The 14,612-nt window shown below is 71.8% G+C and carries 17 protein-coding genes and 1 pseudogene; 6 read left to right on the plus strand and 12 right to left on the minus strand.

Annotated elements, in window-relative coordinates; genetic code table 11:
• Positions 1-46 precede the first annotated feature (46 nt).
• The 3 genes from AB0J55_RS28035 to AB0J55_RS28045 form a co-directional block, all read right to left on the minus strand.
• Positions 47-805 (minus strand): dihydrofolate reductase family protein, encoded by a 759-nt coding sequence (locus AB0J55_RS28035; protein WP_364254803.1) that lies wholly within the window; start codon positions 803-805, stop codon positions 47-49.
• Positions 802-1,386, minus strand: coding sequence for a dihydropteroate synthase (locus AB0J55_RS28040; protein ID WP_364254612.1), 585 nt, complete (start codon positions 1,384-1,386; stop codon positions 802-804). Before AB0J55_RS28040 ends, AB0J55_RS28035 begins: the two co-directional genes overlap by 4 nt.
• Before the next feature lie 128 nt (positions 1,387-1,514).
• Positions 1,515-1,814 carry a hypothetical protein gene (locus tag AB0J55_RS28045; RefSeq protein WP_354815840.1) on the minus strand — a complete coding sequence of 100 codons (300 nt, stop codon included), beginning with the start codon at positions 1,812-1,814 and terminating at the stop codon, positions 1,515-1,517.
• A 211-nt stretch (positions 1,815-2,025) separates the two neighbouring features.
• On the opposite strand from AB0J55_RS28045, the gene AB0J55_RS28050 reads away from it, so the two are divergent.
• From AB0J55_RS28050 to AB0J55_RS28070, 5 genes are read left to right on the plus strand one after another with little or no spacing between them, the layout of a single operon-like run.
• On the plus strand, positions 2,026-2,934 hold the full coding sequence (locus AB0J55_RS28050; protein WP_364254615.1) for a hypothetical protein: 909 nt from the start codon (positions 2,026-2,028) through the stop codon (positions 2,932-2,934).
• 20 nt (positions 2,935-2,954) lie between these two features.
• The gene (locus AB0J55_RS28055) at positions 2,955-3,341 is read left to right on the plus strand and encodes a hypothetical protein (RefSeq protein ID WP_364254618.1); all 387 of its coding nucleotides are present in this window, start codon (positions 2,955-2,957) and stop codon (positions 3,339-3,341) included.
• 11 nt (positions 3,342-3,352) lie between these two features.
• Positions 3,353-4,288, plus strand: a complete 936-nt coding sequence (locus tag AB0J55_RS28060; RefSeq protein WP_364254621.1) for a phosphotransferase — start codon at positions 3,353-3,355, stop codon at positions 4,286-4,288.
• Positions 4,289-4,308: 20 nt separating this feature from the next.
• Positions 4,309-4,998, plus strand: coding sequence for a TetR/AcrR family transcriptional regulator (locus tag AB0J55_RS28065; RefSeq protein ID WP_364254624.1), 690 nt, complete (start codon positions 4,309-4,311; stop codon positions 4,996-4,998).
• Positions 4,999-5,030: 32 nt separating this feature from the next.
• Positions 5,031-5,879 carry an LLM class F420-dependent oxidoreductase gene (locus AB0J55_RS28070; protein ID WP_364254627.1) on the plus strand — a complete coding sequence of 283 codons (849 nt, stop codon included), beginning with the start codon at positions 5,031-5,033 and terminating at the stop codon, positions 5,877-5,879.
• On the opposite strand, the gene AB0J55_RS28075 is transcribed toward AB0J55_RS28070, so the two are convergent.
• The 3 genes and pseudogenes from AB0J55_RS28075 to AB0J55_RS28085 form a co-directional block, all read right to left on the minus strand.
• Entirely contained in the window at positions 5,880-6,278 is a 399-nt protein-coding gene (locus tag AB0J55_RS28075) for a hemerythrin domain-containing protein (protein WP_364254806.1), read from the minus strand.
• Positions 6,279-6,314: 36 nt separating this feature from the next.
• Positions 6,315-6,611, minus strand: a pseudogene (locus AB0J55_RS28080) (nitroreductase/quinone reductase family protein); the annotation flags it as partial.
• Positions 6,612-6,804: 193 nt separating this feature from the next.
• Positions 6,805-7,623, minus strand: coding sequence for a hypothetical protein (locus tag AB0J55_RS28085; protein ID WP_364254630.1), 819 nt, complete (start codon positions 7,621-7,623; stop codon positions 6,805-6,807).
• Positions 7,624-7,683: 60 nt separating this feature from the next.
• Between AB0J55_RS28085 and AB0J55_RS28090 the strand changes: the two genes are divergently transcribed.
• Positions 7,684-9,207, plus strand: coding sequence for an AMP-binding protein (locus AB0J55_RS28090; RefSeq protein ID WP_364254633.1), 1,524 nt, complete (start codon positions 7,684-7,686; stop codon positions 9,205-9,207).
• Positions 9,208-9,214: 7 nt separating this feature from the next.
• Here the strand turns inward: AB0J55_RS28090 and AB0J55_RS28095 are convergent, their stop codons facing one another.
• The 6 genes from AB0J55_RS28095 to AB0J55_RS28120 are packed head-to-tail and all read right to left on the minus strand — an operon-like array spanning position 9,215 to position 14,611.
• Entirely contained in the window at positions 9,215-9,760 is a 546-nt protein-coding gene (locus tag AB0J55_RS28095) for a dihydrofolate reductase family protein (RefSeq protein WP_364254636.1), read from the minus strand.
• Positions 9,761-9,767: 7 nt separating this feature from the next.
• On the minus strand, positions 9,768-12,101 hold the full coding sequence (locus AB0J55_RS28100) for a molybdopterin-dependent oxidoreductase (RefSeq protein WP_364254639.1): 2,334 nt from the start codon (positions 12,099-12,101) through the stop codon (positions 9,768-9,770).
• Positions 12,098-13,123: an LLM class flavin-dependent oxidoreductase gene (locus AB0J55_RS28105; protein ID WP_364254642.1), complete on the minus strand. Its 1,026-nt coding sequence runs from the start codon at positions 13,121-13,123 to the stop codon at positions 12,098-12,100. Before AB0J55_RS28105 ends, AB0J55_RS28100 begins: the two co-directional genes overlap by 4 nt.
• On the minus strand, positions 13,120-13,611 hold the full coding sequence (locus tag AB0J55_RS28110; protein WP_364254645.1) for an SRPBCC family protein: 492 nt from the start codon (positions 13,609-13,611) through the stop codon (positions 13,120-13,122). The genes AB0J55_RS28105 and AB0J55_RS28110 overlap by 4 nt, the downstream gene beginning before the upstream one ends.
• A gap of 51 nt (positions 13,612-13,662) precedes the next feature.
• Positions 13,663-14,181 carry a helix-turn-helix domain-containing protein gene (locus tag AB0J55_RS28115; protein ID WP_364254648.1) on the minus strand — a complete coding sequence of 173 codons (519 nt, stop codon included), beginning with the start codon at positions 14,179-14,181 and terminating at the stop codon, positions 13,663-13,665.
• Positions 14,182-14,221: 40 nt separating this feature from the next.
• Positions 14,222-14,611, minus strand: a complete 390-nt coding sequence (locus tag AB0J55_RS28120; protein ID WP_364254651.1) for a cupin domain-containing protein — start codon at positions 14,609-14,611, stop codon at positions 14,222-14,224.
• Position 14,612: the final 1 nt, after the last annotated feature.

Below are 14,612 nucleotides of genomic sequence, written 5' to 3' on the forward strand. Positions count from 1 at the left end.
CGGGTGCGCCGGCAGCCGGGCCGAGTTCGCGCGGCCCACACCAGCCCTATGCGCCGCGGTCGTCCTCGGTGCCGCCAGCCAGGTACCGCAGCAAGACGCTCGCGCCGTCCGTGAGCACCGAAGCCAGCCGCAGCTCCGCCGGGTCGATCGCCGGCCCCACCGCGGCGCGGTCGGCCCTTCCCGCCACCAGGAACGGCGCCACCGTCAACCGGAACTCGTCGACCACGCCCGCCTCGATCAGCGAACCGAACAACCTCGGCCCGCCCTCGCAGTCGATGCGGCCCAGGCCCTCCGACACCAGCGTCGACACCACTTCCCCGGCCGGCACCTCCGCCGCGCCCACGACGAACACCCGGGCGCCGTTCGACGCCCACGCCTCGCGCAACGCCGGAGGCGCCGCCTCGCAGGTGAACACGATGGTCGGGACCGCCGCCCTGGTGATCACCGGGGCGGCCGGTGGCAGGGAACGGCCCGTCGTCACCACCGCCACCGGCGCGATCGGGGCCAGCCCGAACCGGCGGCGGCGGTCCGCCGTGGCGGCGTCGGGGCGCATGCCCTCGAAGCCCTCCGCCATGGCCGTTCCCGCGCCCACGAGGACCACGTCGGCGAGGTCGTTGCCGAGGCGGTAGACGATCCGGTCCGCCGGCGTCGACAGGCCTCCCGACCGGCCCTCCACCGTGATCGCGCCGTCCGCGCTCGACACGAAGTTCACCGCCAGCCAGCGGGGGTGCGCCGGGTAGCGGTACAGCTGCTCGAGATCGTCGCCGGAAAGGTCGCGCGGCGACGGCCAGACCTGCCGGATCACTCCCACCGGACCGCCTTCGCCGGCGGGCGGGTGCCCGCGATGCTCGCCGCCATCTCGGCCACCTGGCGCACCTCGCGCACGTGCCTCGTGCGCAGGATCGCCACCCCCGCCGACGCCGCCAGCGCCGCCAGCGCCAGGCCCGCCGGTGTCCCATCGCGCGGCACGCCGGCCAGCACGGGCCGGTCCGGCAGCGGCGTGCGGAACTCCCCGATGTCCACGACGACACCCGAAGCAGGCAAACCGGACGGCACCGACGCCGCGGCGTAACCGGTGCCGAACCGGGCCGCGACCTCCGACAGGTCCGCGCGGGCCACGAGCAGGTCGGCGCCCGCTTCGCAGCAGGCAACGGCCACCGCAGGGTCCGCGGTTTCGGCCCCCACGACAAGGCCGGGAAACGTCTCACGCGCCCACGCGACCAGGGATTCGGCGCCGGGCCCGGCGAAACTCACGAGGTCGGCGCCGTCGGCGACGGCGGCGCGGGTGGCGTCCCGGGCCGCGGGGAGCGCCTCGACGGCGGCCAGCACCAGCGCGCGGTCACTGCTCAACCGGCGGCCCCGGAAGACGAGGTCGGGGGTTTTCATCGCACTCTCCCTGCTGGACGTCTTCGCGATCATAAGCGAGACGCAGCGGGCGAGCTTTCTTCGCCGTCAGGTGGCGGGGCATCGTCGCCGGGCCACCCGACAGTGACGGCCGTGACTTCCGGGACTGGTCAGGAGGCGATGGCCTCGTTGATCGCCAGCAGCTCCTGCGCAGTACGGGTGGCGGTGAACTCGATGACTTCGTAGCGGGCGAGCCGCCGGACGACGAACGGGTCGCTGGCGAGCACGGCGTCGAGCTTGCCGCGCAGCACCGACCGCGTCAGTATCACCTGGTCGGCCGCGCCGTTGCCCTTTCCGGAAACCAGGAAAAGTCCCTTCGTGAATTGTTTGCGCAACCAGTCCGAATGGTCCGGAAGTGCGTAGTCGACTTCTGTTTCGGGCGCCGTGTAGGTCAAGAGTGCGATGTACATGATTGCAGGGTAGAACGCCGCCGACCGGAACGCATCCGCCTGGCGAGTGGCTCCGAACACGCGTGCCGCCAAAATTTCGTCAAGAAAATTCCCGTTCCTTTACGACTGCTTTCTCGACATACTCACCGATTGCCGTACGCCTCTCGTCGTACGTCGCGGTGTCGCCGCCGGGCCGACGCGGCGACCGCTGCAACGGGCGAAACTGGCGGATATGAACCCTTTGATCCGGATTTGGCACGACGGACGGAGAGCCGAGCGCGTCGCCTACGCCGTCGGCGCGGTCCTGTTCGCCGGCGGCCTCGCGCACGCGCTCGTGCTCATCGCGACCGGGGGCTCGTGGCTCGGCCCGCTGTCGCTGCGCAAGGCCGTCACGTTCGGCCTCTCCTTCGGGCTGACGCTCGCCTCGGTCGCCTGGGCGACGTCGTTCCTCACCGTCCGCCCGCGAATCCGCAGCGCACTCCTCGGCGCGTTCACGGCGGCGAGCGTCGCCGAAGTCGTGCTGGTCAGCATGCAGGCGTGGCGCGGGGTGCCGTCGCACTTCGACTTCGAAACGCCGTTCGACACAGCCGTTTCGATGACGCTCGCCGCGGGTGGCGGGGTGATCATCGTGACCGTCATCGGCTTCACGGCGGCCGCGCTCGTGGAGCCCGGCCCGGACGCGCCGAGCCTGCGCCTGGCCATCCGCGCCGGCCTGGTCGTGCTGCTGGTCGCGCTGGCCACCGGCGCGGTGATGATCGGCCGCGGTGTCGTCGCGGCCCGCGGCGGCGATCCGGAACTGGCCTACACGACCGCCGGCTCGCTGAAACCCCTGCACGCGGTGGCCATGCACGCGATCCTCGTGCTGCCCGCACTGGCCTGGCTCCTGCGCTTCACCCGCTCGCCCGAGGCGCACCGGATGCGTGTCGTCACCACCGCGGTCGCCGCCGACGCCGTGCTCACCGCCGTCATCGGCCTCGAGTCCTTCACCGGAATCGACCCGCTCGCCGCGCCGCTGCCGCTCACGGCGTTGTCCGCGCTCGCCGCCATCGCATTGGCGGGCACCGGCGGCTACGCGTTGTCGGGCATTGAACCGGCCGCCCGATTCGTACGTGTCCCCCACGGGAAGGCAAGGGGCCGGTAAGCGGCGGACGGAGACCACGCGTGCGGCACGGCATGACCACCAGCGGCCTTTTCCCGAGCGACGCCGCGGCGATCACCGCGCAGCTGGCGAGCGTGCTGCGGCTCTTCGAGCCCCACATCGACGAGTACGTCGACTTCATCAAGCGCCGCGGCTCCCGGGTCGCGGTGCTGCGCAACCCGGACAACCCCGACGGCGGGTACCTGCCGCGCCGCGAGGCGATCCGGTTCATGGACGCCCTCGAGGACCTCGACCTGGTGGTGATCGACGAGTCGTTCGTCGACTTCGTCGCGGTCGAGCGGCTGGTCGAGGGACTGCGCGGGGTGGAGCGGCCCGGCGGCGGACAGCACTCGACGCCGGCGATCGAGCTCGTCTCGCACGCCCGCGAGCCGGAACGGTCGATCAGCTGAGCACCTGGGCGATGGCCGACTTCCAGGCGAACACCCGGCCGTTCGCCGAACTGGACCGCGCCGGCCGCACGCGACGCCTGCGCCGCCTCGCCGAAGCGGCGTTGACGGCCTACGCCGTGCCGGTGGCGCGCCTGACCCCGTTGGCGCACGGGCTCAACACGTCCTTCCGCATCGACGGCTCGGACGGGCACCGGTACGTGCTGCGGGTGCAGCGGCCGGACGGCCCGGGCGTCGCGCAGGTACGTGCCGAGATGGCCTGGCTCGCCACGCTGGGCCGCGAAACCGACCTCGTCGTCCCGCGGCCGGTGCCGACGCGTGCGCGGGAGCTGGCCACTGTGGTCGCCGACCCGGCGGTGCCCGAGCCCCGCACCTGCGTGCTGTACCAGTGGGTCGACGGCCGGTTCGCCGACGAGCGGCTCGGCGCGCCGCAGCTGTACGCGGTCGGCGCGTTCACCGCGCGGCTGCACCTGCACGGCGCGCGGATGAACGGCCTCGACCGCGGCCGCGTCGACGACCTGACCGAGTTCGGGCGCACGCAGGTGGACGGCTTCTCCGCGGCGGTCGTCGAGCGGGCCGTCGCCGCGGCCGGCGGGGACGAAACGGTCCGTGAGGCGGTGGCGCGGGTCCGCGCGGTGCGGGCCGAGCTGGGGTACGGCGCCGACGTCTTCGGCCTGGTGCACGGCGACCTGCGGCAGGACAACTACCTGTTCGACCGCGGCCGGGTGCGGGTGATCGACTTCGACGACTGCGGTTACGGGCACTACGCCTACGACCTCGCCGTCGCCTCCGCCGCGCTCGCGCACTTGCCCCAGCGCGACGAGCTGCGGGAGGCGCTCGTGGACGGCTACCGGTCGGTGCGCCCGGCCGCGGCCACGACGGACCCGCAGGTGCTGGCCGCCTTCGCCGGGCTCCGGCGCATCCAGCTGCGGCTGCGCCGGGCGCTATAACCGGGCGTTACAATTGCTACATGGCCGGACGATCGAGCAACGCCACCAGTACCCGCGACCGCCTGCTGCTGGCCGCCGGTCAGCTCCTGCACGAGGCCGGCGACGGCCCGGTGTCGACGCGGGCGATCTGCGAGCGCGCCGGCGTCCAGGCCCCCACGCTCTACCACCATTTCGGCAGCAAGCAGGGCCTGCTCGACGCGGTCGTCAACTACGGCTTCACCCAGTACGTCCAGGTGCCGTCGCCGGACGGCGATCCGGTCGACCGGATCCGGGCGGGCTGGGACCGGCACGTCGAATACGGCTTGGAACACCCGGCGTTCTACGTGCTGCTCTACGGCCAGATCGAGCCTGGCGTGCCCTGCAACCTCACCTCGAGCGCCGAAGCGATGCTGCTTGAGCTGTTCACGCCGCTGGCGCGTGACGGCCGCCTGCGCGTCGACGCGGCGGAGGCCGCGCGCCAGTTCGCGGCGGCCAACAGCGGTGTCACGCTCAGCCTGATCGCCCAGCCGGAAGACCGGCGCGACCTCGCGATGTCCACGCAGGTCAGGGAATCCGTGCTGGCCGGGCTGCTCGCCGACCGGCCCGCGGAAGGGTCGTCCGTCGGCGCCCTCGCTGTCGCTTTGTCGACTGCCCTCGAGCACGACACCGACGCCCTGACCACCACCGAGCGCCAGATGCTGCGGGAGTGGCTGCACCGGCTGGCCGCCTGACAGCCGTCGCTACATTTGCTACATTGAGCTCTATGACAAATGTAGTGAACCAGTTCGGCCTGTTCCTGGCCCCGCACCGCGACGACACAACCCGCAAGGAGCAGGCGGTCGCGGCGGACGCGCTCGGCTACGGCGCGGTCTGGCTCGGCACCGGCCGCAACTCCGTCGGCGACCTCGCGCTCGTCGAGGACGTCCTCGCCTCGACCGAGCGGATCACCGTGGCGACGGCGATCGTCAACGTGTGGGTCGACGAGCCGGAAACCCTCGCGGAGTCCTACCACCGGCTCGCGGGCCGGTACGGAAAGCGCTTGCTGCTCGGCATCGGCGTCGGGCACCCCGAGGCCGTCACCGAATACCGCAGCCCGTACGCCAAGATCGTCGATTACCTCGACCGGCTCGACGCGGCCGGCGTCCCGGCCGAGGCCCGGGTCCTCGCCGCGCTCGGCGACCGCGTGCTGAAGCTGGCCGCCGAGCGCACCGCGGGCGCGCACCCGTACCTCGTGCCGGCCGGGCACACGCGGCACGCACGGACGATCCTGGGCGCGGGCAAGCTGCTGGCGCCGGAACAGAAAGTCGTCCTGGACGAGGACCCGGCGGCCGCGCGCGCCATCGGCCGCCCGTACGTCCGGACCCCCTACCTGGAGCTGAGCAACTACGTGAACAACCTGCTGCGCCACGGATACACCGAGGCCGACGTCGCCGGCGGCGGCAGCGACCGCCTGATCGACGACCTCGTCCTGCACGGCACCGCCGAAACCGTCGCCAAGGGCCTCCGGTCCCATGTGGACGCCGGGGCCGACCACGTGGCCGTCCAGGTGCTCGGCCCGTCCCCCGAGGTGGAGCTGGAGAACCAGCGGCGGCTGGCCGGAATCCTGTGCTGATCAGCCCGGCGCGGGCAGCAGGGCGTTGAGCGCGGCGACGAGCGTGCGTTCCTCGTAGTCGAAGTGACTGTCCAGTTCGGACCGGAGCCGGTCGAACTCGGCGCGCAGCTTGACGGGGTCGGTCTCCTCGTCCACCAGCCGCTGGATGTCCTCCTGCAGCTTGGCCACGACGACGTGTTCCTCGTCGAGCTTCGCCAGCGTCGGCGCCAGAGCGGGGAACCGCTCGGCCAGCAGGGGAAACAGGTTCGCACCTTCCCCGGTGTGGTGCTTGGTCAGGGCGGTGCAGAACCCGGCGCACCGCGTGCTCAGCCGCCGCGGGGTGCCGCAGTCCAGCTCGGCGCGCATCTCCTTCAGCTCGGCACGCAGCCAGTCGTGCACCTCGACGACCCACTCGCCCATGCGGCGCGCCGGGTCGAACCGGTGCAGCTCGACGACGGGCAGGATCCGGGTCGTTCGCGCCTGGTAGGCCGCGAACCCCGGCTCCTGCGCGACGACCTTGGCGAACAGCTCGTCGCGGTCCGGCGGGAGGGCGGCCATCGCGTCGAACGTCTCGGTCCCGGTTTCCACCGTGACCAGGGGATTCTGCCGGATGTTGTGGTACCAGGCGGGGTGCTTCGGCGCGCCCATCGCGGACGCGACGACGACCAGCCGGCCGTCGATGTCCAAGGCGCCCAACGGAACCCGGTGCTTCCGGCCCGTGCGGGCGCCGGTGGTGGTGAGCGTGATCAAGCTGGGTGTTCCTTTCCGATGACGGAGTCACCGGAGGCCGAGAGCCGACACGAAGGCACAGCTCCGCCCGGGAAAGGCGGACCGTGTCGATCTCAAGGGGGCTGGTTAGCCACTACCTCCGTGTGTCGGCCCATCCGGGGCGCCCTTGCACGTTACCAACCCGGGCCGGAGGCGGGCCATCCCTCAACCGGATAGCTCAGCCGGCGGCGTCGGCGGCTTTCCGGGCGGCGGCGTCGGCCTCGTCGAAGGCCGCCTTCGCCGTCTCCAGCTCCGCCGTCGCGCGCTCGGCGCGTTCCTCGGCTTCGGCCAGCCGCTCACGCAGCTCTTCGACGCGGGCGGTGGCCTGCTCGGCCGCGCGCTCGGTGCGGACGAGGTCACGCTCGGCCGTCGCCCGCTCTTTCGCCCGTTCGGCGGCTTCCTTGCGCAGGCGGTCACGTTCGGCACGGGCCTTCGCCCGCTCCGCTTCCTCGCGCCGGTGGTCCCGCTTCGGCTCGGCCGGTTCGGCCTTGTCCACCAGCTTCTTCGGACGCTTCCCGGTGGCGGGCGGGACGCTCGCGGCGAGGCTGAACCACTGGTCGGTGTCCTGGTGCGCCACCGAGGTCAGCCGGCCGGCCAGCGCGAGCGCGGCGGTGTCCGGGTCGGCCGCGACGGCTTCCAGGGTCGCCTCGACCTCGCGGGACACCGGGTCGCTCATCGGCGGCAGCCCGTGCAGGATCCGCCGCACCAGCTCGCCGCGGCGGCGGGTCAGGGCGCGCAGCTCGTCGCCGGCCAGGCGCGTGTGCGCGTCACGCAGCTCGTCGCCGAGCGCGGCCAGTTCCCGCAGCTCGTCCGGGTCGTCCCGGGACAGGCCGTTGACGATCGCCGCGGCCGTGGTCGGCTTCCGCAGCTGCTGGATCCGCTTCGCGAGCTCCGGGTCCCCTTCGGCCTTCGCGGCCTTCGCCGCCTTGTTGCGCGCGCTGACGAACTCCGCGAGGTCGCCCCCGTAGAGCTCGCCGGCCACCGTGTCGAAGTCCATCGCGGTCCAGCGAACCACATCGGACTGGTGCGAGCACCTGGGAAGAGTCATCATCGGGGGATGTTCTTCGATCTGGGTGTGCGGGACTTCCTCGACCGCGCGGAAACGGTGTACCCGGACCGCGTCGCGGTGGTCGACGAGCCGGACCAGCCCGCGCCGAGCTGGGGTTCGCTCACCTACCGCGAGGTGGCGCGCCGGGCCCGCGCGCAGGCCGCCAACCTCGACGCGCTGGGCGTGCCGGCCGGCGGGCGCGTCGCGATGGTGTCGCACAACGCCGCGCGGCTGCTCGTGTCGTTCTTCGGCGTGTCGGCCTGGGGCCGGATCCTGGTGCCGGTGAACTTCCGGCTCGCCGCGGCCGAGGTCAAGTACATAGTGGAGCACTCCGGTGCGGAGGTGCTGATCGTCGACCCCGAGCTGGAGCACCTGCTGGACACGGTGACGGCGAAGCACGTCTTCGTCCTCGGCCGCGACGACGAGGCCATCTGGGGCGGCGACGGCACACCCCGGCCGTGGGACGGCGACGAGTCGGCCACGGCGACGATCAACTACACGTCCGGGACGACCGCCCGGCCGAAGGGCGTGCAGCTCACCCACCGCAACATCTGGCTGAACGCGGCGGTGTTCGGGCTGCACACGACGTTGAGCGACAACGACGTCCTGCTGCACACCCTGCCGATGTTCCACTGCAACGGCTGGGGCATGCCGTACGCGGTGACCGGCCTGGGCGGGCGGCACATCGTGCTGCGGAAGGTCGACGGGACGGAGATCCTGCGGCGGATCGACGAGCACGGCGTGACGATCCTGTGCGCGGCGCCCGCGGTCGTGACGGCGGCGCTGGACGGCGCGGCAACCTGGGACGGCGAGATCCCGGGCCGCGGCCGCGTCCGGATCGTCGTGGCCGGCGCGCCCCCGCCGACGCGCACGATCGAGCGGGTCCGGGCCGAGCTGGGCTGGGAATTCATCCAGATCTACGGGCTCACCGAGACCGCACCGCTGCTGACGGTGAACCGGATGCGCAGCGAGTGGGCGGACCTCGACCCGCACGAGCAGGCCCGGCTGCTGGGCCGCGCAGGCACGCCGGCGCTGGGCGTCCGGATCGCCGTCGACAGCGACGGCGAGGTGCTCGCGCAGTCGAACCACAACCTGGACGGCTACTGGGAGAACCCGGCGGAGACGGCACGGGTGCAGGAAGGCGGCTGGTTCCACACCGGCGACGGCGGGACGTTCTCGGAGGGTTACCTGACGATCGCGGACCGCAAGAAGGACGTGATCATTTCGGGCGGTGAGAACGTGTCGTCGATCGAGGTCGAGGACGCGCTGAACTCGCACCCGGCGATCCGCGAGGCCGCGGTGATCGGCATCCCGGACGAGAAGTGGGGCGAGCTGGTGACCGCGCTGGTCGTGGTGGAGGGGGACGTGACGGCGGAGGAGCTGATCCGGCACTGCCGCGGTCACCTGGCGGGGTACAAGTGCCCGAAGCGGATCGAGTTCCTGGACGAACTGCCGCGGACGGCGACGGGGAAGATCCAGAAGTTCAAGCTGCGGGAGCCGTTCTGGCAGGGGCAGCCGAGGCAGGTGAACTAGCGGACGCTCACGCCGGCGCGTAGGTCAGCTGGACGACGCCGTTGCCGAACGTCGCCGACTTCTGCAGCTCCAGCGGGAACGACGGCCCGGCTTCGGGGAACAACCGCTTTCCGCGGCCCACGACGACCGGGTACAGCACCAGGTTCAGCTCGTCGACCAGGCCCTCGGCCAGCAGCCACCGCACCGCCGTCGGGCTCCCGCTGGTCATGATGTCGCCGCCCGGCGCGGCCTTCAACGCGCGGACCGCTTCGGCCGGATCACCCGTCAGCAACGTCGAATTGTTCCAGGTGACTTCCGACAAAGTCGACGAAAGCACGTACTTGCGGACGTTGTTCATGAACTCGGCGCCTTCGTCGTCCTCGACGGTCCGGCCCGGCCACGCCTCGGCGAACCCTTCGTAGGTGACGCGCCCGAGCAGCATCGCGTCGGCGGCGGCCATCCCGCTGCCGACCGCCTGGCCTATCTCGTCGCTCCAGTACCGCAACGACCACTTGTCCGGCGCTTCGACCACGCCGTCCAGCGAAAGGAACAGGTTCGCGACGATCTTGCGCATGCGCCCACTATAAACCGGCGAGCCGTCCCGTCCGTCCACTTGCGACCGTTTCCCGCACCCGGGCGCTGTCCGCCTCCGCCGCCGCGCGTTCCCGCTCGGTCGCCGGTTCCAGCCGCGCCGGAACGTCCTTGTGGTGCGGGGTGCCGGCGATCGGGTCGCGGTCCAGCGGGTCGGTCAGCAGGTTGATCCGCGGGCCGCTGACCACCCGGCGGCCGTGGGCGTCCGGGTGGGCCATGCCGTAGCCGTGCGGCAGCGCGAGCTGGCCCGGCCGCAGCCCGGGGTCGGCCTCGGCGCGCACGACCACCCGCCCCGACGCCGTCACGACGGCCACCCAATCGCCCGGGGCCGCGCCGATCGACGCCAGTTCTTCGGGACGCGCACGCAGGGCGCCGTCCGGGTCGGTGCGGCGCCAGCGCGGGTCGCGCAGGATCTGGTTCGCGTTGTGCGCCCGCCGCTGCCCGTTGAGCAGCGAAAACGGGTACGCCGGGTCGGGCCGTTCGGCGGCCGGGTCCAGCGCGGCCAGCCAGTCCAGCAGTTCCGGCACGGCCAGCCGGACGCGCTCGCGGCGCAGCAGGCTCCAGACTTCGTCCTGTTCGTGCACCGAGAACGGCGTCGGGCCGGCCAGGACCCGTTCGAAGAGTTCCTCTCCCAGCTGCGGGCCGGTCGCCGAGCTGCCCAGGGCGCGCTGCACCGGCACGGTCATCGTCTTCGCCGCGCGGTGGCACCCCGCCCACAGCGGCGCGATCGACGCCGCGCCGCCGGGCAGCGACGCGCCCAGCGTGCGGTACAGCAGCACCGGCAGGATCGCCGCGCGTTCCGGCATCGCCTGGACCAGGGCGCCGAGGGCCGCCTGCAGCTCCGAACGCGGCCCGGCGGCCAGCGAAGCGAGGACGTCGGACGGCGGCAGCACGCCGAGGGCGTCGAACAGCCGCGCGTAGATCTCGGCTTCGACGAGCGTGCCCGGCAGCGGATCCAGCAACGGCGGCCGCAGCTGGAAGTAGTTCGTCGGCCACTCGAAGGTGAAGAGCGTGAACTCCCACTTCTCGTGCTGGGACGCCGCCGGCAGCACGTAGTCGGCCAGCGCGGCCGTCTCGGTGTAGGCGACGTCGACGACCACGGACAGCTCGGCCGCCCGCACCGCGCGTTCGACGTCCCGCGTCCCGGCGAAGGTGTTCGCCGGGTTCGACGACTCCACCCAGAGCGCGCGGACGCGGTTCGGGTGGTCGCCGAGGATCTCCTCGGCGAGGGTGTTCGCCGGGAGCAGGCCGCCGATGTACTCGAACCCGGTGATCTCCGAACGCTGCCCGGTCGTCGCGCCCCACAGCGGCAGCAGCCACGAGTGCAGGTTGTTCGTGCCGCGGCGGCCGAAGTGCCCGGTGAGCAGGTACAGCAGCTTCTCGAGGTAGCTGTTGAGCGTCGAGTGCCGTCCCTGCTGGATGCCCAGCTCGACGCGGACGGTCATGGCGCGCGCGGCGAGGATGAGCTCGACCGCCCGCTCGACGTCCACACGGGACACTTCGGCGTGCGCGATCCATTCGTCCACCGGCACTTTCGCCAGCACCGCGGCCACCTCGCCGAAGCCTTCGGTCCGGGCGGCGAGGAACTCCTCGTCGGCGCCACCGCGTTCGAGCAGCAGCGCCAGGATCGCGCCCAGCAGGTAGGCGTCGGTGCCCGGGCGCAGCGGCAGGTGCAGGTCGGCGAGCTCCGCGGTCTCGGTGCGCCGGGGGTCGATGACGATCATCCGGCGGTCCGGGTCGTTCTTGAGCGTGTTGAGCGCGTGCCGGGCGTTGCTGAACCCGTGCGCCTGCCAGGGGTTGCAGCCGAGCACCACCAGCAGGTCACAGTGCTCGACGTCCTCGGCGGTGTGCACGGTCGCCGAGCCGAACAGCTGCCCGTTGACCCAGAAGTCGCCGGTTTTCTCCTGCGACAACGCGTTGAAGTGCCGCGTCGAGTTCATCCACTTCAGCAGCGAAGTGCCGTACGCGCCGCCGGAGTGGTTGCCCTGCCCACCGCCACCGACGTAGGCGAACGAGCCGGGCCGCCCGGCCGCGGTGTCGGCGTCCCGGATTTCGCGCAGCTTGGCCGCGATCTCGGTGAGGGCGGTGTCCCAGTCGATCGGCTCGTGCGTGCCGTCCGGGCGACGGCGCAGCGGGGTCGTCAGGCGGTCTTCGTGGTCGCCGTACCAGGTCAGGCGCTGGGCCTTCTGGCACAGGTACCCGGCCGAGCGAGGGTGCGCCTTGTCGCCGCGGACGCGGGTGATCTTCCGGCCGTCGAGCTGCACCTCCAGCCCGCAGTTGAGGTAGCAGAGGCTGCACGCGGTGCGCTGCCACTCGCCGGTCATATCAGCTCCAATGCACGACCGAGCGTCGTGAGACGCGCTTCCAGGGTTTCGCCGGCCGGGTAGAGCCGGACGGTGTCGATGCCGGCGTCACGCCAGACGCGCAGGCGTTCGCGCACCATTTCTTCGGTGCCGATCAGGGTCGTGCCGAGCACCATTTCGTCGGTGACGAGCGCGGCGGCGCCGTCGCGGTCCCCGCCCTGCCAGCGCTCGCGGACCTCGGCGGCGACGTCCGCCCAGCCTTGGCGGCTGTAGGCGTTGTTGTAGAAGTTCGTGGTGGCCGAGCCCATCCCTCCGAGGCTGAAGGCCAGTTCTTTCTTGCGGCTGCCGACCAGGGCGCGCAGCTCGTCTTCGTTGTCCGCGAAGGCGACTTCCGCGCCCTGGCAGACGTCGATGTCTTCACGCTTGCGGCCCGCCTTCTCCAGGCCCGCATCGAGGTGGGCGAAGTACGCGTCGGCGCCTTCGGGGACGAAGCTGGTGCCCAGCCAGCCGTCCGCGACCTCGCCGGTGAGCTCCAGGAGCTTCGGCGACAGCGTGGCGAGATAGATCGGGATGCCGGGGTTCGGTGCGGTGGACAGCCGCATCGGGCGTGCTTCGCCCGGCAGCGGGATCTCGAACGCCCGGCCCGAGTAGGCGATCTTCTCCCCCGCGAACGCCTGGCGGATGATCTCGACGGTCTCGCGCATCCGCGTCAGCGGCTTCGCGAACGGGATGCCGTGCAGCCCTTCGACGACCTGCGGCCCCGACGGCCCGAGGCCGAGCGCGAACCGGCCGCCGGACAGGTCGGCGAGGGTGAGCGCGGCCTGCGCGATCGCGACCGGCGTGCGCGTGCCGAGCTGGATGATGCCGGAGCCGAGCCGGATCCGTTCGGTGCGGGCGGCGAGGTAGCCGAGCGCGGACGGCGCGTCCGAGCCCCAGGCCTCGGCCACCCAGCAGACGTCGAGGCCGAGCTTTTCCGCCTCGAGCACGAAATCCACCGTCGTGCGCGTGTCCTTCGAGAACTCGACGGTGGTCGCGGTCTTCATCGCTTCTCGACCCTGGCCTTGATCGCGGCGAGATTGCCCTGCATCGCCGTCTCGAACTCCCGCATGCGGACGAAGACGATCTTCTGTTCCTTCTCCGGCATCCGGTCGATGGCGAACGACAGCCCGGACCGGCCGGGGCCCATCCGCATCCACTGGCTCAGGCGCGTGCCGCCGTGGTCGGGTTCGAGGGTGAACTTCCAGACGGCACTGGGTTCCTCGGGATCCTGCACGGCCCACGCGAACACCCGCGGCGCTTCGCATTCCACGACGTACGAGGTGGTCTCCCACTCACCGAACGCCTCGTGCTTGCTGCGGCCGAGGAACGTGCGGCCCACCTCGCACCACTCGACGGACTGCAGTTCCGCGCTCAGCGACGGCATCAGCGTGATGTCCGAGACGACCGGCCAGACGTCCTCGGGCGCGGCGTCGATCCAGGTCGAGACCTCGGCCGTCGGCAGGTCGGCGTAGCGCGCACCCGTCCACTCCATCGTGGTCGCCCCTTCTCTCCTCGGCTGACCACGATAGTTGCGTAGATAGACTTACTCTGTCAACGCCTGCTCCTGCCGGGCGAAGCGCTCCTCGACGTCCGGGCGCTGCGCCAGCCGGGGCGGGAAGCCGGGGCCGCGGCGCATCCGCGTGTCGTCCGGCGTCAGCGGCTCCCGGCACTCCGCGCAGACGATTTCGGCGTGCGTGTCGTGCCCGCAGGTGAGGTGGTGCACGGTGATCGGCGGCCCGGCTTCGGCCGCGAGCCACTTGTCGCCCCAGCGGGTCATCGCGAGCAGCACCGGATAGAAGTCGCGGCCCTTTTCGGTGAGGACGTAGTCGTACCGCACCGGCTCGGTCTGGTAGGGCACCTTCTCCAGCAGCCCCTCGTCGACCAGCCGCTTCAGCCGGTCGGCGAGGGTGTTGCGCGCGATGCCGAGCGCCTGCTGGAACTCGTCGAAGCGGCGCACGCCGTAGAAGGCGTCCCGCAGGACCAGCGGGGTCCACCAGTCCCCGAGCAGGTCCATGGTGCGCGCGATCGAGCACGGCCACTGCGCGAACGATGTCCGTTTCATGGGACCGAGAGTACGCCGTTGCCAGGGAAGACTCAGCAGGTCAGGCCCGGTGGCCCGTCGTGACGTCGACGTGGGCGGGCACCTCGTCGTGCTCGTCGCCGACGCTGAGCGTCCCGGCCGGCTCGACGAGCAGCACGCTCGCGCCTGCCTTCGACGACGGCTTGTGGAACGTCCCCTTCGGGACCACGAAGACCTGCCCGCGGCCGAGCGTGACGACGCGTTCGCCCGGGTCGCGCAGGCCGATCTCGATCTCGCCGTCCAGGACGAGGAAGAACTCGTCGGTGTTTTCGTGCACGTGCCAGACGTGCTCACCGTCGAACCGGGCGAGGCGGATGTCGTAGTCGTTGACGCGCGTGACGATGCGCGGGCTCCAGGCGGCGTCGAAGCTCGCGAGGACTTCGTTCAGGTCGATCGGGTTCATGCGTCCCATG

The organism is Amycolatopsis sp. NPDC049688 (assembly GCF_040674975.1).
GTDB lineage: Bacteria > Actinomycetota > Actinomycetes > Mycobacteriales > Pseudonocardiaceae > Amycolatopsis.

What these genes read in the sequence shown, in the direction of transcription:
- AB0J55_RS28075 (WP_364254806.1), bottom strand. Translation starts at nt 6,278, where the DNA reads ATGGGCGAGTGGGTCGTCGAGGTGCACGACTGGCTGCGTGCCGAGCTG.
- AB0J55_RS28085 (WP_364254630.1), bottom strand. Translation starts at nt 7,623, where the DNA reads ATGGACTTCGACACGGTGGCCGGCGAGCTCTACGGGGGCGACCTCGCG.
- AB0J55_RS28070 (WP_364254627.1), top strand. Translation starts at nt 5,031, where the DNA reads ATGACAAATGTAGTGAACCAGTTCGGCCTGTTCCTGGCCCCGCACCGC.
- AB0J55_RS28115 (WP_364254648.1), bottom strand. Translation starts at nt 14,181, where the DNA reads ATGAAACGGACATCGTTCGCGCAGTGGCCGTGCTCGATCGCGCGCACC.
- AB0J55_RS28100 (WP_364254639.1), bottom strand. Translation starts at nt 12,101, where the DNA reads ATGACCGGCGAGTGGCAGCGCACCGCGTGCAGCCTCTGCTACCTCAAC.
- AB0J55_RS28120 (WP_364254651.1), bottom strand. Translation starts at nt 14,611, where the DNA reads ATGGGACGCATGAACCCGATCGACCTGAACGAAGTCCTCGCGAGCTTC.
- AB0J55_RS28060 (WP_364254621.1), top strand. Translation starts at nt 3,353, where the DNA reads ATGGCCGACTTCCAGGCGAACACCCGGCCGTTCGCCGAACTGGACCGC.
- AB0J55_RS28110 (WP_364254645.1), bottom strand. Translation starts at nt 13,611, where the DNA reads ATGGAGTGGACGGGTGCGCGCTACGCCGACCTGCCGACGGCCGAGGTC.
- AB0J55_RS28095 (WP_364254636.1), bottom strand. Translation starts at nt 9,760, where the DNA reads ATGCGCAAGATCGTCGCGAACCTGTTCCTTTCGCTGGACGGCGTGGTC.
- AB0J55_RS28105 (WP_364254642.1), bottom strand. Translation starts at nt 13,123, where the DNA reads ATGAAGACCGCGACCACCGTCGAGTTCTCGAAGGACACGCGCACGACG.
- AB0J55_RS28065 (WP_364254624.1), top strand. Translation starts at nt 4,309, where the DNA reads ATGGCCGGACGATCGAGCAACGCCACCAGTACCCGCGACCGCCTGCTG.
- AB0J55_RS28045 (WP_354815840.1), bottom strand. Translation starts at nt 1,814, where the DNA reads ATGTACATCGCACTCTTGACCTACACGGCGCCCGAAACAGAAGTCGAC.
- AB0J55_RS28040 (WP_364254612.1), bottom strand. Translation starts at nt 1,386, where the DNA reads ATGAAAACCCCCGACCTCGTCTTCCGGGGCCGCCGGTTGAGCAGTGAC.
- AB0J55_RS28050 (WP_364254615.1), top strand. Translation starts at nt 2,026, where the DNA reads ATGAACCCTTTGATCCGGATTTGGCACGACGGACGGAGAGCCGAGCGC.
- AB0J55_RS28090 (WP_364254633.1), top strand. Translation starts at nt 7,684, where the DNA reads ATGTTCTTCGATCTGGGTGTGCGGGACTTCCTCGACCGCGCGGAAACG.